Source organism: Jatrophihabitans sp., assembly GCF_036389215.1.
Taxonomy (GTDB): domain Bacteria; phylum Actinomycetota; class Actinomycetes; order Mycobacteriales; family Jatrophihabitantaceae; genus Jatrophihabitans_A.
The window spans coordinates 1-20,055 of sequence record NZ_DASVQG010000032.1 but is presented as its reverse complement, the minus strand read 5'-3'; the positions used below and the strand labels follow the sequence as shown (position 1 = coordinate 20,055).

The 20,055-nt window shown below is 71.5% G+C and carries 16 protein-coding genes and 2 pseudogenes; 7 read left to right on the top strand and 11 right to left on the bottom strand.

Annotated elements, in window-relative coordinates:
* Nucleotides 1–4: 4 nt before the first annotated feature.
* Nucleotides 5–1,528, bottom strand: a complete 1,524-nt coding sequence (locus VF542_RS01460) for a hypothetical protein (RefSeq protein ID WP_408649928.1) — start codon at nt 1,526–1,528, stop codon at nt 5–7.
* 160 nt (nt 1,529–1,688) lie between these two features.
* Here VF542_RS01460 and VF542_RS01455 point away from each other — a divergent pair, with 160 nt between their 5' ends.
* From VF542_RS01455 to VF542_RS01445, 3 genes are all read left to right on the top strand, one after another.
* Complete coding sequence (locus VF542_RS01455; RefSeq protein ID WP_408649927.1) at nt 1,689–2,618, top strand: RecB family exonuclease; 930 nt, start codon at nt 1,689–1,691, stop codon at nt 2,616–2,618.
* The gene (locus tag VF542_RS01450) at nt 2,615–4,465 is read left to right on the top strand and encodes a PD-(D/E)XK nuclease family protein (RefSeq protein ID WP_408649926.1); all 1,851 of its coding nucleotides are present in this window, start codon (nt 2,615–2,617) and stop codon (nt 4,463–4,465) included. Before VF542_RS01455 ends, VF542_RS01450 begins: the two co-directional genes overlap by 4 nt.
* 94 nt (nt 4,466–4,559) lie before the next feature.
* Nucleotides 4,560–5,621: an alcohol dehydrogenase catalytic domain-containing protein gene (locus VF542_RS01445; protein ID WP_408649925.1), complete on the top strand. Its 1,062-nt coding sequence runs from the start codon at nt 4,560–4,562 to the stop codon at nt 5,619–5,621.
* A gap of 30 nt (nt 5,622–5,651) precedes the next feature.
* Here VF542_RS01445 and VF542_RS01440 read toward each other — a convergent pair.
* Nucleotides 5,652–6,401 (bottom strand): annotated as a pseudogene (locus VF542_RS01440) (phosphatase PAP2 family protein); the annotation flags it as partial.
* An 88-nt stretch (nt 6,402–6,489) separates the two neighbouring features.
* Nucleotides 6,490–8,409, bottom strand: coding sequence for a glycoside hydrolase family 15 protein (locus VF542_RS01435; protein WP_408649924.1), 1,920 nt, complete (start codon nt 8,407–8,409; stop codon nt 6,490–6,492).
* A 323-nt stretch (nt 8,410–8,732) separates the two neighbouring features.
* Here VF542_RS01435 and VF542_RS01430 point away from each other — a divergent pair, with 323 nt between their 5' ends.
* Entirely contained in the window at nt 8,733–9,632 is a 900-nt protein-coding gene (locus VF542_RS01430; RefSeq protein ID WP_408649923.1) for a DMT family transporter, read from the top strand.
* A 117-nt stretch (nt 9,633–9,749) separates the two neighbouring features.
* Here the strand turns inward: VF542_RS01430 and VF542_RS01425 are convergent, their stop codons facing one another.
* From VF542_RS01425 to VF542_RS01415, 3 genes are all read right to left on the bottom strand, one after another.
* Nucleotides 9,750–10,397, bottom strand: a complete 648-nt coding sequence (locus VF542_RS01425; protein WP_408649922.1) for a VOC family protein — start codon at nt 10,395–10,397, stop codon at nt 9,750–9,752.
* Between the two features lie 62 nt (nt 10,398–10,459).
* The gene (locus VF542_RS01420; protein ID WP_408649921.1) at nt 10,460–11,308 is read right to left on the bottom strand and encodes a YaaA family protein; all 849 of its coding nucleotides are present in this window, start codon (nt 11,306–11,308) and stop codon (nt 10,460–10,462) included.
* A gap of 125 nt (nt 11,309–11,433) precedes the next feature.
* Nucleotides 11,434–12,111, bottom strand: coding sequence for an NUDIX domain-containing protein (locus VF542_RS01415; RefSeq protein WP_408649920.1), 678 nt, complete (start codon nt 12,109–12,111; stop codon nt 11,434–11,436).
* Between the two features lie 258 nt (nt 12,112–12,369).
* Here VF542_RS01415 and VF542_RS01410 point away from each other — a divergent pair, with 258 nt between their 5' ends.
* Both VF542_RS01410 and VF542_RS01405 read left to right on the top strand, forming a co-directional pair.
* Entirely contained in the window at nt 12,370–12,972 is a 603-nt protein-coding gene (locus VF542_RS01410) for a hypothetical protein (protein ID WP_408649919.1), read from the top strand.
* A 120-nt stretch (nt 12,973–13,092) separates the two neighbouring features.
* On the top strand, nt 13,093–14,340 hold the full coding sequence (locus tag VF542_RS01405; RefSeq protein ID WP_408649918.1) for a DUF4192 domain-containing protein: 1,248 nt from the start codon (nt 13,093–13,095) through the stop codon (nt 14,338–14,340).
* A gap of 29 nt (nt 14,341–14,369) precedes the next feature.
* Here the strand turns inward: VF542_RS01405 and VF542_RS01400 are convergent, their stop codons facing one another.
* Entirely contained in the window at nt 14,370–15,032 is a 663-nt protein-coding gene (locus VF542_RS01400; protein ID WP_408649948.1) for a metal-dependent transcriptional regulator, read from the bottom strand.
* Between the two features lie 132 nt (nt 15,033–15,164).
* Between VF542_RS01400 and VF542_RS01395 the strand changes: the two genes are divergently transcribed.
* On the top strand, nt 15,165–16,142 hold the full coding sequence (locus VF542_RS01395; RefSeq protein ID WP_408649917.1) for a sulfurtransferase: 978 nt from the start codon (nt 15,165–15,167) through the stop codon (nt 16,140–16,142).
* Nucleotides 16,143–16,208: 66 nt separating this feature from the next.
* Here VF542_RS01395 and VF542_RS01390 read toward each other — a convergent pair whose 3' ends face one another.
* The 4 genes and pseudogenes from VF542_RS01390 to VF542_RS01375 all read right to left on the bottom strand — a co-directional run.
* Nucleotides 16,209–17,225 (bottom strand): PHP domain-containing protein, encoded by a 1,017-nt coding sequence (locus VF542_RS01390; RefSeq protein WP_408649916.1) that lies wholly within the window; start codon nt 17,223–17,225, stop codon nt 16,209–16,211.
* Nucleotides 17,226–17,385: 160 nt separating this feature from the next.
* On the bottom strand, nt 17,386–18,348 hold the full coding sequence (gene sigB / locus VF542_RS01385) for an RNA polymerase sigma factor SigB (RefSeq protein WP_408649947.1): 963 nt from the start codon (nt 18,346–18,348) through the stop codon (nt 17,386–17,388).
* Between the two features lie 390 nt (nt 18,349–18,738).
* The gene (dtd, locus tag VF542_RS01380; protein WP_408649915.1) at nt 18,739–19,185 is read right to left on the bottom strand and encodes a D-aminoacyl-tRNA deacylase; all 447 of its coding nucleotides are present in this window, start codon (nt 19,183–19,185) and stop codon (nt 18,739–18,741) included.
* Nucleotides 19,182–20,055, bottom strand: a pseudogene (locus VF542_RS01375) (SAM-dependent methyltransferase); the annotation flags it as partial. The gene dtd and the pseudogene VF542_RS01375, both read right to left, overlap by 4 nt.

Here is a 20,055-nt window from a genome sequence, read left to right as displayed (position 1 = left end):
CCGGCTACCGGTGCGGCGTGCGGTAGACGGCGTGGCCGCCGGCCGCGGCCAGGACGCCGCCCTGCTGGACCGCGGCCGTCGTGGCAGGGCTGAGGCCGGTGCCGGCCGCCCGGATGACGATCACCGCGTCACCGGACAGCAGGTAGGCCCGCAGGTCGGCCTGCCACTTGGCATTGGCCTTGCGCGGGATCGCAGGCGAGGCCGGCTTGTCGGGGCCGTAGGTCTTGCCGGTGACGTCCACCCAGTTCTGGCAGCCGTTGGCCAGCCCACGACTCAATGCGTTCAACTGGATCAGGGCCATCGCCGAGTCCGACATCAGGCACCGGGTGTCGGCCACCGCCCGCGCCAGCGGTGCCCGTGGGAACGGTGCCACCACGTTGCTGCGCCCGGTGACCAGCAGCAGCACGGTTTCCAGCGCGGCCACGGCGACCGGCAACCAGCCGTAGCGCGCTGCGCGATCCAGCCACCCGTGCCCGGCAGCCGCACGCCGCGCGCTGAGGGCACCGATCCCGGCGGCCAGCGTCAGGGCCGCCGCCGGCGCCGCATAGTCGCTGTAGAAGGTGAACCAGGACGGTGCCGAGACCAGCACGGCCACCTGGACCAGGGCCAGCACCACCACCAGGCGCGCTCGCGGCATGCGCCAGGCCAGCCAGCAGACGGCAAGCGCTACGGCGGCGCCGGCCACCAGCAGCGCAAGCTCGGCCGGACGGGGCAGCGAGGGCGAGAGGGAGTTCAGGCCACTGAGCTGAGCCAGCCTGGACGCGGCGGAGTTGCGGTCCGGAGGGCGGTCGAGTTGCTGGGCCACCACCATCTGCCACATCTGGCCGCGCGAGAGCAGGAAGAACGGGCCGTTGATCAGCACGAGCGCCCCGGCGGCCCCGGCAGCCGGCAGCACTCGCACCGACCGGGGCCGGCGCCGGTCGCCGACGAGCTGCCAGGCCAGCACGAGCAACATCGGTACCGCCCACCAGATCTTGACGCTCGCCGCGGCCCCCAGCCCGGCGCCGCCGGCCACGGCGGGCCAGCCACGGCCGGAGTCCGCCGCGGCGAGGAGCGCCAGCAGGGCGCCCAGCAGCAGGAAGTTCCCCAGCGGCTCCAGCCGAGGCAGGTATTCCGCCCGGATGGCGCCGTACCAGAGCGCGTAGAAGGCGCCGCCGAGCAGAGCCGGCCCGCTCGCCACACCCATTCCTCGCGCCACCCGGACGACCAGCACGGCGTTGACGGCGCCGAGTGCGGTGAAGGCCAGGCTCGCCGTGACGAACCCGGCATGGTCGCTGGTGACCCGGCCCAGCCAGGCGAACGGCGTCAGGGCCAGCATCAGGCCGGGCGGGTGCAGCAGCACGAAATCCCGGTACGGGACCCGGCCGTGGACCAGCGAGTCGCCGGCGGCGTAGTACACCCCGGCGTCGTAGCCGTAGTTTCCGCCGAACCCGCCGCTGGTCACCACCACGGCCAGCCGTGCGGCGACCGCGAGGGCGAAGACAACGATCTCACCGGCAACCGAGCCCGGAAGGCGGCGAGGCGTCATAGACCCCATATCTGGTAGCAGCTGATTGGCCGGCGGCGTAGTCAGCTACCGCCAGCCTAAGCGCCTGAGCCGCACCGCCGAGGAGAACTCAGGCAACCGGCTCCGGCGGGTCGGGCCGCGATCGCGCCGAATCGTCCGAACCCGCCGTTACTGTCGAGGCGTGCCGAAGCCACCCGTTCGGGTTGCCGTCGCCGAGACCGGTGCCAGCCTGCCCGGACATGTCTCGGCAAGCCAGCTGGACAGCTATTCCAGCTGCGGCCTGCGTTACTACTTCGACACGGTCCTCGGGTTCCGGCAGCCCGAGACGGTATGGACGACGCTGGGCACGCTCCTCCACGACACCCTGGAGCGCCTGTACCGACTGGAGCCGGGCGAACGTAGCGCGACGACCGCGGTGCAGCTCATGGTCGAGGTGGCTCGCGGCATGTTCGCCACGCCCGCCTACCGCCAGCATGCCGACAACCGTGAGATTCGCACCCGGGCCGAGGCCGCTTTGAGGAACCTGTTCGCCCTGGAGACGCCCAGCCGGCTGGAGGTGGCTCCGGCCGACCTGGAGTCAGCTGTCACCGTCGAGCTGAACGGAGTGGCGTTCACCGGCCGGCTGGACCGGCGCACCCGAGCACCGCTGCGGCGGATCTGTGACTACAAGTCAGGTCGCCGGCCACCTGCCTACCGGCTCCCGGACAAGCTGACCCAGGTCTACCTGTATGCCGCGGCCGCGCGTGCCGAGGGCGACCCGGTCGACGAGGTGGAGCTGTTCTACCTGGGAGGCGATGGCGGGCTGGTCCGCCGTCCGGTGTACCCGGCCGCCCTGGACGCCGCCGTGGATCGCCTCACGCTCATGCGCCGCGACACCGAGCGGGATCTGGCCGAGGGGCAGTTCACGGCCACACCGACGGCCCTGTGCGGCTTCTGCCCGTTCAAGCCCGCCTGCCCGGCCTACAACGCCGGCGCCGCGCCGCCGGGCAGCGCCGAGTCCGATGCCCGGCTGGCCACCCTCGGGCTGCGGCGCCGCGGTCACCGCCCGGAAGCCGTGGAGCTGGCCGAACGCGAGCGGGAAGCCGAGGATCTCTCCGAGGCAGTCTGGTGAGCTGGCAGCCCGCCTGGGAGGTCAACGGCGACCTCGGTCATGTCCGGGTGTCGCCGACGGTGCTCGGCACCCCGCTCGCCGGGGCCTGCCTGGAGCAGCTGGCACTCAAGACCCATCCGCAGGTGTTCCCGCGGGATCAGACGTATCGACCGCTTCGCTTCGACCGCTGGGACACCTTCCCGCTCGGACTGGTCCGCGACGCCGTCACGGCCGTCGATCACGGCGACGTGGCAGCCAGCGGTACCGAGCCGCTGTCCGCGGTGGCTGAGCGCGCGGTTGCGCACGCCATCGCCACCCTCGACCCCGCCAAGGACGTGCCGGCCGCGGCCCGCAGCTGGGCGGTGCGGGCGACCGAGAACCTTCTCGAGGCGGCCGAATCGCTCCGGGCGGCGGAGAACCTGGAGCCTGGTCCACGGCACGGCTGGCGCATCGTCCACGCCGGTGACGACTACCGGACGATGGAGCTTGCGAGCTGGGGCCTGAGCTACCAGCGCGGTGACGGGGCGGTCCGCGAGCTCTGGCTGCTGCGGATGCGACCGCTGGACGAGCTGGTGCTGCCCGCCCAGACCGTCGCCGCCGCCGCCTTCATCACCGCAACCGGCGTGCCGACCGAGCCCGGGGAACGGCCACGGCAACCGCACTGCCGGGTGTCCGGGAGCACCGTGCCGGCCGAACTCGTCCGGATCCGGCTCGTCAGCACCGCTGACGGCGCCGACCGCATCGTGTGGCAGGGCAGCCCCGAGGACGCCCGGGCAGCGTGGGCGCCGCACCGGCCACTGGCCGGGGCGCTCACCGAGGGCGGCTCGGTGCGTCCGGGCAGATCCTGCATCGACTGCCGTGCCCGGCATGTGTGCGCGGCGCTGCCGACCTCTCCCGGGCTGCTCGGGCTGCCCACCTACGGCACCCATCCGAGATCCCTCGCGCCCACCGCACTCGCCACCTACCGGGTATGCCCGGCCCGCTACTTCCTCACCAAGGTGGTCAACCTGCCTCGCGAGGACAAGGTGTCCACCGATGCCATCCGGCGTGGCAACGACACCCACCGGTGGCTGGAGCAGGCGCACGGCCGGGGCATCGCCTGCCGGCCCGAGGACCTGCCCGCCGACGCCACGAGCCCGGGTGCGGTGGCCGAGGCTGCCGGGCTCGAAGGCAAGGACTACGCCAGGGCGCGGCCGTACCTGCTCCAGCACCTCGCGCACTGCCCGCTGTCCGGGGCGGTCCAGGCGTGGCCCGAGCGCGACGTCGTGGTGTACGACACCGACGCCGACGTGACGGTCTGCACCCGGCCGGACCTGCTGATCGCCCGGCCGGGCGGGCCGCTGTGGCGGGAGACCAAGACCATGACCCAGCTGCCGGCCGCGACGGATCGCCAGTTGCTGGAGATGTTTCCGCAGCTGGCGGTGGCCGTGTGCATCGTCGCCGACAATGCCCTCGGTGACCCCCGGCTGTCGCTGGACTCCGGCCCGGGCCTGGTGGAACTGGAACTGCTGTCGGCCGAAGCCTCCCGGGTGGCCGGTTATGACTGCGCCGACGAAGCGACCGTGCACGCCGCCCGCCGCGCCGCGGCCGTCGCCGCCGACGCCTGGCACGGCGACGACACCTTCGCCACCCGGCCCGGGGAGCACTGTGCCGGTTGCGAGGTGGCCAGGTGGTGCCCGGATGCCTTCGGGGGCGCGAGCGCCCCGGCCGGCAGCGTCCTGGTCATCGACGGGGTGCGGATCGACGCGGCCACCGGCGAGGTGATCGACGCCGCGCGTACCGCCCGCCCACCCACCGCGGCGGAGGCAACCGCGGCGTTGGCGGTCAGCACGGCCGATCCCGGCATCGAGGACCCACCGCCGTTCTGATCGCGAGCACCCGTAGGCGGAATCGCCCAAGTCATCCGGGACAACCAGGTAGGCGGGATCACCGGCCGAGCGGGCTACCGGTAAGAATGCCCGCATGCGCGCAGTTCTCGTCCAACGCTTCGCCGACGCCCCGATCGTCACCGACGTGCCCGAGCCGGCGCTGCCCGAAGGCGGGGTGATCCTGCGGGTGCGCTCCACCGGCCTGTGCCGCAGCGACTGGCACGGCTGGCAGGGCCACGACCCGGACATCGCGCTGCCGCACGTGCCGGGCCACGAGCTGGCCGCCACCATCGCCGAGGTGAGCCCGACGGTGCGCGGCTGGCGGCCGGGCCAGCGGGTGATCGTGCCGTTCATCTGCGCGTGCGGGGACTGCGAGCAGTGCCGCGAGGGCAACCAGCAGGTCTGCACCCGGCAACTGCAGCCGGGGTTCAACTACTGGGGTTCCTTCGCCGAGTACGTGGCCATTCCCTACGCCGAGGTGAACCTGGTCGCGCTGCCCGAGGAGATCAGCTTCGACACCGCGGCCGCCCTGGGCTGCCGGTTCGCCACCGCCTACCGGGCCGTGACGGCGGTCGGCAACGTCCGTCCCGGGGAGTGGCTGGCGGTCTTCGGCTGCGGCGGCGTGGGGCTCTCGGTCGTCATGATCGCCGCCGCCGGCGGTGCCCGGGTGATCGCCGTGGACACCAACCCGGCGGCGCTGTCGATGGCCACCAGGCACGGCGCGGGGTACACGATGCTGGCAGCCGCCGGTGGCGAGGCCGGCTCCGGCGAGGACATCGCCGAGCGGATCAGGCAGCTGACCGGCGGCGGCGCCGCGGTGACGATGGACGCGATCGGAGCGGAGTCGGTCGTGCAGACCGCGCTGTCCTCGCTCAAGCCTCGCGGCCGGCACGTCCAACTGGGCCTGCTGCCCGACCGGCTGCAGCTGGACCTGTCGTTCCTGGCGTTCCGGGAGCTGTCCTGGCTGGGCAGCCACGGCATGGCCGCTCATGACTATCCGGCGATGCTGGACCTAGTCCGCTCCGGTGCCGTGCGTCCCGACGAGCTGGTCACCGCCACGATCGGCCTGGACGAGGTCGGTGCGGCGCTGGCGGCCATGACCGGCGGGGCTCCGGCGGGCATCACCGTCATCCATCCCGCCCGTGACCCGGGCTAGCCGGCCGGCCAGCCGCAGCAGCGCGATGCTCAGCGCCAGCAGCGCGGCGGCGACGATGCCGTCGAGCCAGAAGTGGTTGGCCGTCACGACCACCACGAACACCGTGAGCACCGGATGCGCCAGCACCCACCAGCGGAACCGGCTGGCGCTCACCCGCAGCACCGCCCACGCCACCAGCAGCGACCAGCCGACGTGCACCGAGGGCATCGCGGCCAGCTGGTCCAGCGAGATTCCGGACAGGTCGTACACCGACTGCCCGTAGCGCGCGGCGGTGTCGACGTAACCGAGCTCGGGCAGCAGCCGGGGCGGCGCGACCGGCAGCAACTGGATCAGCAGCGAACTCGCGGTCAGCAGCACCAGCACGTTGCGGACCTCGGGATAGCGTGCGCGGTGCCGGGCGAACAGCCACAGCAGCAGCGCCCCCAGCGCGGTGAAATGCATCGCCGCGTAGTACCAGTTCGCCGATTGGGTCAGCACCGGGTGCCCGGTTATCAGCCGTTGGGTGCCGTGCTCGCTCGGCAACCGGCCGGCTCGTTCCAGCCGCAGGATCCACCGAGCCCGGCTGAACGCCCCGGCGCTGCCCAGCACCGACACCGAGCAGGCCAGCTGCCAGAGCGCGTAGAGCGCCGCGACCAGGCCGGCTTCGCGCAGGTAGGGCACTGCCCGCTCGGGGAGCCGGAACCGGGACGCCCGGGAGGGCAGCCGGACCCCCGCCGCCCCGGCGAGCAGGCCGGCCGACAGCGCGGCGGCCGGCTGCCAGCCCAGCTGGAGGTTCTGCATGCGGCCACTATGTCCGATAGCAGCCGCCGATGCGGCTATTTCGGCAGGAGTACGGCAACCGTCAAGGACGCGTGGCCGGCGCTGCCGCTCAGTTCGGCTTGGCGACCGGCGGTCCGGCGTCGGCGGCGTCGTCCTCGACGCGTTCCAGCGCGATGACGTGCAGCACCGCGTTGATCAGGGCGAGGTGGGTGAAGGCCTGCGGGAAGTTGCCCAGGTGCTGGCCGGTGTGGGTGTCGATCTCCTCGGCGTAGAGCTCCAGCGGTCCGGCGAAGGACAGCAGCTTGGCGCACAGCTTGCGAGCCCGGTGGTACTCGCCGATCTCGCACAACGCCGACACCAGCCAGAACGAGCAGATGGTGAAGCTGCCCTCCTCGCCGCTGAAGCCGTCGTCGGTCTCCTCGGTGCGGTAGCGCAGCACCAGGCCGTCCTCGGTCAACTCGTCGGCGATGGCCAGCACGGTGGCCCGGATCCGCGGGTCATCCGGTGGCAGGAACCGGACCAGCACCGCCAGCAGCAGCGAGGCGTCCAGGGCGGTGCCGCCGTAGTACTGGGTCAGGACGCCGCGCTCGTCGAGGCCGTTGGCCAGGATGTCCTGCTTGATCTCCTCCGCGGCCAGCTCCCACTGGGCGGCCTCGGCGTCCTGGCCGATCATCGAGGCCAGCCGGGCGCCGCGGTCCACCGCCACCCAGCACATGATCTTGGACGAGGTGAAGTGCTTGGGCTCGCCGCGCACCTCCCAGATGCCGGCATCGGGTTCGCGCCAGTGCTTGAGCGCGGCGTTGACCTGGTTGCCCAGGATCGGCCAGATCCGGTTGTCCAGGTGATCGGCGGACTTGGAGTGCAGGTACACCGAGTCCAGCAGCGCGCCCCAGACGTCGTGCTGGCGCTGGGCGTAGGCGGCGTTGCCGATCCGTACCGGCCTGGACTGGGCATAGCCGGCCAGGTGGTCCAGCTCCCGTTCCTCCAGATTCCGCTCACCGCCGATGCCGTACATGATCTGCAGGTCGGCGTCGCGCTCGGCGAGGTCGGCGATGAAGGAGAAGAAGTCCAGCGCCTCCCAGTCGAAGCCGAGGGAGTACATCCCCCACAGGGCGAAGGTGGCGTCCCTGATCCAGGAGTAGCGGTAGTCGTAGTTGCGCTCACCGCCGAGGGTCTCGGGCAGCGACGTGGTGGCCGCCGCGGCGATCGCACCGGTCGGAGCGTAGGTCAGTCCCCTGAGGGTGAGGGCGCTGCGTTGCAGGTAACTGCGCCACGGGTGATCGGGGAACCTGCCGCGGGCCAGCCAGTGCTGCCAGTGGTGGGCGGTCCACACCACCCGCGAGTAGGCGTCGTCGTAGTCCTCCGGCGGCGTCCGGCCGCCCCAGGACAGCGCCACGAACCGGACGTCGCCCTCCTTGAGCAGCGTCCGGGCGCCGGCCTGGCCGCCCTCGAAGCCCAGCCGCATGTCGGTGGTGAGCGTCAGCTCGATGTCGCTGTTGTCCGAGCGCGCCCGGCCCTGGTGGTAGCCCTTCTCGGTATGTTCCCAGCGCACCGAGCTGCGCCCGTAGTTCAGCACCGGCTCGCACTCCATCACCGTCTGCACCTCGCCGGAGACGCACCGGATCGTGCGCAGCAGCACCCGCTCGGCGTCGTAGTCGGTGGGCATCCGTCGGTAGTTGTGCGCGATCTCGGTGTCGTAGCGCCAGGGGCCGATCAGCAGCACGTCGCGGACGATGATCCAGCCGGTCGCCGATCCCCAGCTGGTCTCCAGGATCATCGTGCCGGGCAGGTAGCGCCGGGCCGCGGGAACCGACACGTCGGCCGGCGCGATCCGGAACGAGCCGGCATGCCGGCCCAGGATCGCGCCGAAGATGCTGGCCGAATCCATCCGCGGCAGGCACATCCAGTCCACCGAGCCGCCGGGTGAGACCAGTGCGGTGGTCTCACCGTCGCTGAGGAAGCCGTAGTCGCCGATCGGCACGGTCCGGATGTCGTGGTGGCCGGAACTGGGCGAAATCTTCAATGTCATTGCCTCACCTGCCGACGGTGTCTGGGTACTCGATCATCCTCGACTCTGATTGTGCTCGTCGACGACTCGCGCCGCCCCCCATCTCGGCAGTCATTGCACCTAAGGTGGCGGATTTCAGCTAGCTCGGACGCGAGGAGAGGCCGTAGCGTCAAGGGTGCGCAATCCGATCACGGCTACTTTCCACCACTTCGGCACCGGCGATGCCGACTTTCCGTTACGTGGGTTTTCTGACACCGTGAACTTTTTGGCCCGGTGAACCTGCTCGACTACGTGAACCCCTTCGACTACGTGAATCCCTTCCGAGTACTAGGACAGGACGGCCTGTGTCACGGCGTGGCTGGCTGCTCTTCGCAGCGATGTCTCTGATCTGGGGCTTGCCCTACCTGTTCACCCGGATCGCGGTGGAGTACGTGACGCCCGGCACGCTGGTCTTCCTCCGGGCGGCCGGGGCCACCGTGGTGTTGCTCCCGCTGGCCATGACCCGCGGCCAGGTGGCTCCGGTGCTGGCCCGCTGGCGCCCGTTGGTTCTCTTCGCGGCGCTCGAGTCGGTGTTTCCGTGGCTGCTGATCTCCGATGCCGAGCGGCAGCTGTCGAGCTCGCTGGCCGGGCTGCTGGTGGCGTCGGTGCCGCTGATCGGTGCGCTGGTGGCCAGGTTCAGTACCCACGCCGACCGGGTCAGCCGCAGTCAGCTGGCCGGCCTGCTGCTCGGCGTGGCCGGTGTCGCGGCGCTGGTCGGGCTCGACTTCGCCGGGCTCGACCTCTTCGCCATTCTGGAGATGGCGGCGGCCAGCACCTGCTACGCCACCGGGCCGGTCGTCCTGACCCGGTACCTGGCGGACCTGCCGGGTCCCGGGGTGATCGCCACGTCGATGACGCTCAGCGCGGTGTGTTCCCTGCCGTTCGTGATCCTGCAGCCACCGCGGCGGCTGCCCCCTTCGGCGGTCTCCAGCATCGTGGTGCTGTCCCTGGTGTGCACCGCACTGGCGTTCGTGGTGTTTCTCAAGCTGATCACCGAGATCGGGCCCACCCGCTCCACCGTGATCACCTACGTGAACCCGGCTGTCGCGGTCGCGCTCGGCGTGCTGGTGCTGGGCGAGGACGTCACCCTCGGCATGCTGGCGGGTTTCCCGCTGATCCTGGCCGGCTCCATCCTCGCCACCCGCAGGGTCCAGGCCGTCGCGGGCACCCGCAACAAGGAGATCACTCCGGTAGCGGCTGGCTGATCAGGGCTCAGGCTGATCGGGGCCCAGGCTGATCCGGGCTCAGGCTGATCCGGGCTCAGGCTGATCGGGGCTCAGGCTGATCCGGGCTCAGGCTGATCGGGTCAGGTCCGCCGCGGGTCAGTCGATGACCACCACGCCACGGGCGGTGGTGAAGTGCACCGCCACGATGCCCGTCTCGCCGTCGTTGTCCTCCACCGGCAGCCAGCGGACCTGGAGGTCGTCCAGTGACCTGGTGGCACGGTCGCCGAGGAACTCCACGACCCGGGACCGGTCACCGGCGATGTCGAGCAGCTCGAGCTTCACGGTGCCGCCGCGGGCGGCCGGGTGCTCGGCCTTCTCGGACTCCCAGTGGATGAACCAGGGCAGCTGCGGGTCGCTGGCGGTGTCCAGCACCCCGATCTGCTTCCAGCGCAGGTCGTAGCCGTCCGGACGCCTGCGGTGCCCCGGCGCCGCCTGACGGCCCAGCCGCTGCTCGATGGCCGGAAGGTCGGCGACCGCGACCACCCAGCTGAACCAGCCGCCGCCCGCCAGCTTGCGGGCCTTGACCGCCCGGCCGAACGGCGCCGCCTCGACGGCGGGGTGATCCAGCGCCTCCACCACTTCCAGGTAGATGCCGCCGGCCAGCGGCAGGACGAAGTTCCGGGTTCCGAAGCGGGGGTGTATCCCGCCGTCGGTGAAGCCGGCACCGAGCTGGGAACCCAGCCGCTGCACACACGAGGCGAGGCCTTCTGGGCCTGCCGCGTAGGAAAGGTGGTCCAATCGCATGCCGTCGATAGTGGCTGAGCCGGAAAAGCCCCCGGCCACCGGGGTGCGCCGCCCTGGCTGCTTTATCTCCAATTGCTCCTGCTATGCGCACGGGCCGATCCGGTGGAGCCGACCGGCCCGGCGGCGGTCGCGGTGATCAACTCCAGGGCTCTGCCGTGCCTTGCCGAACGCTCGATCAGGTCGCTGCCACCGGCCGCCGCCCAGGCAGCGGCGATGTCGGTGACGTCCTGGACGGGCTGCCCGGCCGCCTGGCGTTCCAGCAGCGCGGCCGCGAGCCGGCCCTTGGCGAGCTTGGAGGCGAAGGAGATCACCCCGAGAGTTCCGTCCGGCCGTGGCGAGAGCACCCGGACGCTGACCAGCCGGCCGGCCGCCGGGTCCTGGCCGGCGGGCTGCCACATCGCGGCGTAGTCACCCGAACGCAGGTCGATCAGCGGGCCGCGATCCAGCAGGGCAGGCATCAGGACCTCCAGCCGCGGCCGCCAGAAGGTCGACAGCACGCCCAGCTCGGGCAACCAGGCCTTGGCCGGAACCCGGTAGGCCGGGACCGGATCACCGCCGCGTACTACCCCGAACAGGCCCGAGAAGATCAGCACCTCCCGGTCGGCCACCGCCCGGGCGGCGTCACTGAGCGGCTGCAGGAAGAGCCCGTCGTAGACGATGCCGGCGTAGCGATCCAGGGCCGGCATCGTCGGCGCGGTCCGGACCCGCCCGTTGTCCGCCAGGGCCCCGGCCGCCACCGAGTCGGGCAGCTGCAGCGACCTGGCGGCGTCGGGGCCGGCCAGCAGCTCGGCCAAGGCCCGCAGGACCAGGTCCCGGCTGTCGTCGATGGGTTGGCGCCGCCGGCGACGGGCCAGCGGAACGCCCCGGCCGCCGGGATTCTTGGCCTCGCTGGGCGGAAGCAGGATGCGCACCCCGCAGACGGTAGCGGCACCGAAGGGGGCTCGGCCGAGCCAGCGGATCAGCGGGCCACAACGTGCCAGCGGGCCACAACGTGCCAGCGGGCCACAACGCGCCAGCGGAGAGGCGACCCAGCGGATCAGGCGAGCAGCTTGAGGTCCTCCGGCTGGACGGCCAGCATCACCTGACCCCGCGAGGCGTAGCCGGCCGCGACGCTGGAACCGAGGCTGCCCGCATAGACCACGTGCGGAAGCAGCCGGGTGAGACCGCCGCCGACCATGCCCTTGGGCAGCCGGGCGGCCTCGACGCCGGTCCGGCGCAACCGTTCCAGCAGCGGATCGTCGGCGGCCGCGTCGCCCACCACCAGGAACAGCGGTGGTGGCACGTCGCGCAACCGGGCCCAGGAGGAGGCGAAGCCGGGATGCAGCCTGAGCGCGGCGACGTCAGCGGCGGCATGCCAGCGGACCGACACGCTCTCGGCGTTCGCGGCGTAGGGCCGCACCGTCCGGGTGGTCCGGGCGACGACCGTGGTGTAACTCCAGCCCTGGTGGTCATCGACGTAGAGGCCGATCGGGTCGACGTCGTCGGGGGAGAGGTGGGCCTCCTCGCGCGCCTCGCGCAGCGCCGCCGTCACCGCGTCCTCGTGGCTGTCACGGGCGCCGCCCGGGATGCCCCAGGTGTCACCCTGGTGGGTCCACGGCGCGCGGTGCTGCAGGACCACCCGGTCCTCGTCGACGAGCAGCAGCCCGGCAGCGCCGAACAGGCCCCAGTGCCGATGGCCGGCCGCGCAGATCGTCCATCCATCCCCGGAACTCATAGGCCGGAACCCATACGCTGTCCTTCGCTCCGGCGGTCCGCAGGCCCGGTACGGGTGTGCGTGACTGGTCTTACAGGTTGGTATAGACGCCGACCCGCCAGGTCGCCTCTCGGCAAAAGGCCGCTCTTGGCGGCATAAGTGGGACCGGGGGCCATGGATCGGGTCGACGCCGTGCTCCATTTTACCCGCCGATTCCGCTGCTGCGAGCCGTACTCGGCCCTCGGCAGGGCCGCGAACGTGCTCACTTACCCTGGACGGGTGCCCGAAGCCGACCGTCCACACCGCCCGATCCGGCGCCCTCACATGGCCGCGCTCGCCGGTTCGGTCGAGTTCGAACCGTTCGCCCGCGCCGAACTCGCCGCCGCCACCGCCGCGGCCGTGATCACTCACGGGCGCTCTGCCGGTTCGGAATCGCTGGTCGACCTGGCCGACCGGGTAGGGCTGGACACCCTTGCCGAGCTGTGGCGTCACGAGCAGCCCTCCAGCCTGCCCGGGGCGTTGTGGGCGCTGTACCTGCTGCGGCGGTGGTGCCAGAGCAATGGCGCCGAGGTCACCCGGCTGTGGCGCGCCGGCCGGCCGTACGCGCCGGCCGACGAGGTGGTCGCCGGGGTCTCCGAGGCCGCGGATCCGGCAGCCATCGAGGCGCTGGCCGATGCGGTGCTGCACGGGGCGTACCTGGGCGACTTCGACGTCGCGCTGGAGCGTGCTGCCGCATTCTTCCGGGTGATCGCCACCGGCCGCCGGGAGAGCGCGGGGCCGGGCGAGGAGGGGGAGCGCGAGCGTCACCTCGCCGACCGCAACGACGAGGTGGCCGACGGGCTCACGCTCGCCGCGCTCAACTGGCGGAAGAGCCCGCTCTAGCCGTTCGGGGGCTCCTGCCGCCGCGGAGGCTGTGGACGACGCGCGCGGTTGTCCAGGCGCTTGTCCACAACTATGCGGCGTCGGCCGCGAGTGCCGGTGACCGCGGCCAGGCTGGGCAGCATGACGTCGTGCGAACTGCCCCGCATCCAGATCAGTGACCCGGGCGAGCTGATCGAGATGGTTCCCTACCTGCTCGGTTTCCACCCGCGCGAGAGCCTGGTGCTGATCGGGTTCGCCGGGGCTGGCGACTCCGTCGGGGCCGCCGACGCTTCCGGGCCGCAGCAGATCCAGGTCACCATCCGGGTGGACCTGCCCGAGCGGCTGCCGGGAAGCCTCGATGTCCAGACGCTGCAACCGTTGAGCCAGGTGCTCCGGCGGGCAGAATCCGCCGCGATGGCCGCCGTGCTGGTGACCGAGTCGGTGCGAGGAGACCCCCGGCAGTCCGCCGGCCTGCTGGCCTGCCGCGACCTGTTGGCAACGTCGATGGACGGGTCCGGCATCGAGGTCCTCGACGTGCTGGTCGCCACCGAGCGGCGCTGGTGGTCGTTGTGTTGCGAGCAGCCCGAGTGCTGCCCCAGTGACGGGCACGACCGGGTGCTCGGCTGCTCGGCGGCAGCTGCCCAGGCGACCTTCGCCGGGCTGGTGGCGTTGCCCGACCGGCAGGCCATGGTGGCCACCCTTGCCGGCAGCAGCGCCGCGGAGCGGTCGGCGCTGCTGCCGCGGCTGGCCGATGCGGAGCGGCGCAGGGCCGGCACCCTTCCGGAGCAGGCCGCCGGCTGGCGCCAGGCCGAGGTGGCCGATCTGCTGGCAGCTGCTGCCGAATGCGCCGCTGCCGCCGAGCTGGCCACCGGGGGTGAGCCGAGCAGTGGGCGCGAGCCGAGCAGTGGGCGCGAGCCGAGCAGGGTGCGCCAGCCGAGCAGAGGACGCCAGCCCGGCACCGATGGCGGTCCGGGCACTGGCCACCAGCGGGGCGCCGCGGGCGGGTTCGCGGCGCCGGCTGCGCTGACCGCCGAGCGGTTGGCCCGGTACGCCGTGGCCCTGACCGATCTGGCGGTGCGGGATGCCCTGTGGCTGGCCCTCGACGACGGCTGTGCACCGATCAGCAATGCACCGATCAGCAATGCACCGATCAGCCTGCTGATGGGCGAGCTGCACGCCAGGTTGCCGGCGCCCTACGACGCCGCGCCGCTGTTCCTCTTCGGCTGGTCGCAGTGGCGCGCCGGTAACGCCGCGCTGGCAATGATGGCCGCCGAACGGGTGCTGCAGTCCCGGCCCGGGTACTCAGCCGCCGAGCTCCTGCTGAGCGCGGCGCAACGCGGCCTCGACCCGCGTACCGTACCCGCGTTGGGCCAGGGACGGCCGGGATGAGTACCGGGCTGGCGTGCCCGGTGAGCGTCTCAGGCCGGCACCGAGACGAAGATGTGCCTGGCCACCTCGTCGAGCACCAGCTCGCTGTCCGGGGCGCCGGCGACGTGCAAGCCGGCCGGCACCCGGCTGACCGCGACCGACAGCCCGGGAGTCAACCCCGAGTCCGACAGCTGGCGCATCAGCTCCACGTTGGGCTGCAGCAGTTCGCTGATCCGCTCGATCCGGACCGTCACCTCCTCAGCGGCCACCGAGGCGGCCAGCGTCGGCAGCACGGCATAGTCGGCGCTGCTGGTGGTGGGCAGGCCGAGCTCCTCCAGCCCGGGGATGGGGTTGCCGTGCGGGCAGACCAGCGGGCCGTCGAGCAGGGCCACGATCCGGCGCTCCACGGCGTCACTCATCACGTGCTCCCACCGGCACGCTTCGTTGTGCAACTGGTCCCATTCCAGGCCGATGATGTCCTGCAGCAGGCGCTCGGCCAGCCGGTGCTTGCGCATCACCGAGACGGCCAGGTGCCGGCCGCGCTCGGTGAGCAGCAGGTGGCGGTCGCTCTCGACCTGCAACAGGCCGTCCCGCTCCATCCTGGCGACCGTCTGGCTCACCGTCGGCCCGGACTGGCTGAGCCGCTCGGCGATCCGGGCACGCAGCGGCGTGACGCCCTCTTCTTCCAGCTCATAGATGGTGCGCAGGTACATCTCGGTGGTGTCGATCAAGTCGCTGTGGTGATGATTCACTTGCCGACCCCTTTCCGAACTCCGGTGCTGGACCCTGCTGCTCGCGCCGCGCTGCCGTATCGGGTTGCCAGCGTCCATGTTAGAACCGTCGGCATGACCCATCCTTCCGTGCGGGCCCTGATCAGCGTCGATGAGCTGGCTGCCGCCATCCAGAAGGGTGCCAGCCCCGTGCTGCTCGATGTCCGGTGGCAGGTGGCTGGGCCTTCCCAGTATCCGCTCTATCTCGCCGGGCACCTACCGGGGGCTCGCTGGTGCGATCTCGATGTCGACCTTGCCGATCCACCGGGGGCCCGCGGCCGGCATCCGTTGCCGGATCCGCACCGGCTCGAGACGAGGCTTCGATCCTGGGGTATCGAACCGGAGTCTGAGGTCGTGGTCTATGACCAGGCCAACTCGGTGGCTGCCGCCCGGGCCTGGTGGGTGTTGTGCTGGGCCGGGTTGCGGCACGTCCGGGTGCTCGACGGCGGGTTCCAGGCGTGGTCGGATGCCGGTTACCTGGTCGACACCGAGCAGCCCCAGCCCGGTGACGGCGCGGTGAGCGTCCGGCCGGGCAGCATGCCGACGCTGGACGCCGACACGGCGGCAGACTGGGCCGCCGCCGGCCGGCTGATCGATGTCCGGGCGCCCGAGCGGTTCCGGGGTGAGCTCGAGCCGATCGATCCGGTTGCCGGTCACATCCCGGGAGCGGTCAACCTGCCGACCACCGCCAACGTGCAGGCCTCCGGACACTTCCTGCCCGAGCCCGCCCTGCGGCAGCGGTTCTCCGAAGCCGGGGTAGCAGGGCCAGCACGGGCAGCCGGACCGGCAGGGGCTGCCGAGGCGGCAGGAGCAGCCGGACCAGCTGGTGCGGCAGGAGCAGCCGGACCAGCTGGACCAGATGGACCAGCCGAACCAGCGGCCACCAAGGAACCAACCGATCCCGACGCGCCGGTCGGGGTGTACTGCGGCTCGGGTGTCACCGCCGCTCACACCGTGCTTGCGATGCGGCTGGCCGGTATCGAGGCCGCCTTGTACCCAGGCTCGTGGAGCGAGTGGATCACCGACCCCAGCCGGCCGATCGCCACCGGCTGACCCGCCTGACTCACCGCACCGCAGCGCCGCCGGCTGACCACCGCACCGCAACGCCGCCGGCTGCCGCTACCGCTCTCGGTTGACCCAGGCCAGCAGCTTGTCCACCGGCCAGGTGTTGATCACCCGGTCCGCCGGAACCTCGCATTCAGCGGCTCGGGCGACTCCGTAGGGCTGCCAGTCCAGCTGGCCGGGTGCGTGCCCGTCGGTATCGATGCTGAACAGGCACCCGGCCTCGACGGCCTGCCGCAGCAGGTCGCGGGGCGGGTCAAGCCGCTCCGGGCGGCTGTTGATCTCCACGGCGACGCCGTACTCAGCACACGCCGCGAACACCGCTGCCGCGTCGAACGTGCTCTGCGGCCGGGGCTTGCTGCCCATCAACCGGCCGGTGCAGTGCCCGAGAATGTTGGTGTGCCGGTCGCGGATCGCGGTGAGCATCCGCCGGGTCATCCCAGGTGAATCCATCCGCAGCTTGGAGTGCACCGACGCCACCACCACGTCCAGCCGGTCCAGCAGGTCCGGGGTCTGGTCCAGGCTGCCGTCCTCGAGGATGTCTACCTCGATGCCGCTCAGCAGCCGGAACGGCGTCAGCCGCGGCGCGAGCGACTCCAGGATCCCGAGCTGGCGCTCCAGCCGCGCGGCGGTCAGGCCGTTGGCCACCGTCAGCCTCGGGGAGTGGTCGGTCAGCGCCAGGTACTGATGCCCCAGCTCAATGGCGGTCACCGCCATCTCCTCGATCGGGCTGCCGCCGTCGCTCCAGTCCGAGTGGCTGTGCAGGTCGCCACGCAGCGCCGCCAGCAGCTGCTGCCCGTCGGCATCCAGATCGACCAGCAGGCCCTCCCGCTCCTCCAGCTTGGCGAGGTAGTCCGGCACCCGGCCGGTCGCGGCCTCGGTGATCACCGTGGCCGTCACCTGTCCGATGCCGGCGAGCTCGGCCAGGGTTCCGGCCCGCAACCGCTCCTCCAACTGCGCGGAGTTGGTCAGGGCCACCTCGGCGGCCCGGCGGAACGCCCGCACCCGGTAGGTCGGGGCGGCACTTCGTTCCAGCAAGAACGCGATCCGGCGCAGGGCGGTGACGGGGTCCACCAGCACACCGTAGAGAGCGGGCAGCTGGGCGTACAGAGCAGGCCGCCCCGGGAGATCGGCGCCACCCAACCGCTGACTGTCCGGCGAAAACACCAACCGCCCGGTTTCTCGGCTGGGAAGCGAGATATACCGGGCGGCTGGAAAGCCGGTCGTCAGCGGCTCAGGCGTCGAGGTAGTCCCGAAGCGACTGGGCGCGGGAGGGATGGCGCAACTTGGCCATCGTCTCCCGTTCGATCTGGCGGATCCGTTCCCGGGACAGGCTGAACTTCTTCGCGATGTCGTCGAGGGTGTGCGGGTTACCGTCAGCCAGGCCGTACCGGAGCCGGACGACGGCGGCCTCACGGGGCTCCAGCGAGTCCAGGATCACCCCGAGCTGGCGCCGCATCAGGTCGAACTCGACGGCCTCGGTCGGCTTGGTTGCCTCGCTGTCGGCGATGAAATCCCCGAGTGCGGAGTCCTCGTCCGTGCCGACCGTCTGGTCCAGGCTCACCAGGTCGCGGGCGTGGTCGATCAACTCGTGCAACCGCTCGACGCTGATGTCCAATTCGCTGGCCAGCTCGGCGTCGGTGGCGTCGCGGCCAAGGTTCTGGCCCAGTTCCCGGCGCATCCGCTGCATCTTGTTGATCTGCTCGACGAGATGGACGGGCAACCGGATCGTGCGCGACTGATCTGCCATCGCCCGGCTGATCGCCTGCCGGATCCACCAGGTGGCGTAGGTCGAGAACTTGAAGCCCTTGGTGTAGTCGAACTTCTCCACGGCCCGGATCAGCCCGAGGTTGCCCTCCTGGATCAGGTCGAGGAACGGCATGCCGCGGCCGGTGTAGCGCTTGGCCAGTGACACCACGAGTCGCAGGTTGGCACGCAGCAACAGATCCTTGGCGGTCTCACCGTCGGCGGCCAGCGCCTGCAACTCGCGGCGGCGCGGCAACGCCAGCCGCTTGCTGGTGCTCAGCAGGTGCGCCGCGTACAGCCCGGCTTCGATGCGCTTGGACAGTTCCACCTCTTCGACGGCGGTCAGCAGCGAGACCTTGCCGATTTCGTTCAGGTAGGAACGGACCAGGTCGGCGGCCTGGACCACCTCGTCGAGGTCGGCGGTGGCGTCGATCGGGTTGACCTCGTCCAGCAGCGTCTCGGGAGGGCCGGCAAGGTCGTCGAGCTCGACCGGGGCGTTAGGCGGGGGTGTGGCAGTGCGGGAGGCACGGTGGCCCGGCAGGGTGTGGGAGGGCGCGTTGCGGCGCTTGGAGGCGCTCGTCTTGGCGCTTGGCTGCGCGGTTATCTTGGTGGCTGGCTGCGTCACGTTGGGGTCCCGTCCACTGATGGGGGTGCTTTTCTCCCGTCCTGTACAACGATTCGTAGCCCCAGTTGTTCCCGGATGTACTTCGCGATTGCTCCCAGTGCCGATCGGCGCAACGCCGGAGTGCCGGGACGGCGCCTGCCAGGCCCACCCGAAGAGCTCGGCGGCGTCGGACCGGTCCGGTCCGGGGCGGTCCGGCACCCATGGCAGCGCGGCGAGTCACCGCCGGGATGGCGCCTCGAGCAGGATGGTCAGCGGGCCGTCATTGACGCTGTGCACGGCCATGGTGGCACCGAACTCACCGGTCGCCACCGGCAGCCCGAGTGCCCGCAACCCGGCGCAGACCGCCTCCACCAACGGCTCGGCGTAATCGGCGGGCGCCGCCGCCTGCCAGCTGGGCCGGCGACCGGAGCCCGTGTCCGCGTACAGGGTGAACTGGCTGACCACCAGGACCGGCGCGCCGATCGAGGTTGCCGATGCCTCGTCCCGGTCGCCATCGCGCAGCACCCGCAATCCCGCGATCTTGCCGGCCAGCCAGCGGGCCTCGCGGTCGGTGTCGGAGTGGGTCACCCCGACCAGGACCAGCAGACCCGCCGGGATCTCGCCGCGGATCTCGCCGGCGACCGTCACCGAGGCAGTGGATACCCGTTGCACAACGGCTCTCATCGGTCACCGTCGGTAGCAGTCGATCCTACGAGCTCGGCGGGTACGAGCTCGGCGGGTACGAGCTCGGCGGGTACGAGTTCGGCGGGTACGAGGAAACCGCGATCGATCAAATCGCGTACGACCGGTATCAGAGCGGTGATCACCTCGTCGGTACCGGCTGACACCGCGGCCGCCAGCACGCTGAGCACCACGGCGAGGGTGGCCTCGCCGGTGCAGGCGGCCACCAGCGCGGCGACCGCGTCGTCGACCTCCAGTTCCCAGCGCAGGCCACCGGCCTGGCGAAGCTGCACCACCGCCTGCTGCCAGCCGTCGGCGCTGAGCAGCGAGTGCGTCGAGCGCACCAGGCCGGCGGCGGCCACCAACCGGGCATCCAGGAGTTCTGAGACCGGCCGATCCCGCAACCAGGCCTGCCGGGCGAACCAGTCCTCGATCGCCGGGCCGATCGGATGCTCGTGGGGTTGCCGAACGTCCTGGCAGACCACCTGGGAGCCTTGCTCACCGGTACGCCGCAGGCTGATCAGGCCCATCCCGATGCCGGCCACGCCGGAGGCGGCAAACCAGTCCAACCACCGGTCGTAGCGCTGCTGCCAACTGGCCGTGCCGGGCTGCTCACCGGCATCGCGCAACCACAGCGCGACGTACTCGCCCGGGTCGGCGACCTCGCGCTGCCAGACCCACGCCTGGCAGCCGGCCGCGGGGAACCACTGGGTAACCCGCTCCTGCCAGGTCTGGGACGACCCGATGATCCAGTTCGCCAGCAACTGGCCGGTGCCGCCCTCGACCAGCCGGTCCGGCAACCCGCGCACCAGTTCGGCGCATACCGAGTCACCGGGCAGGCCGCTGTCGCGGTAACGAAAGCCGCCAGCTCCG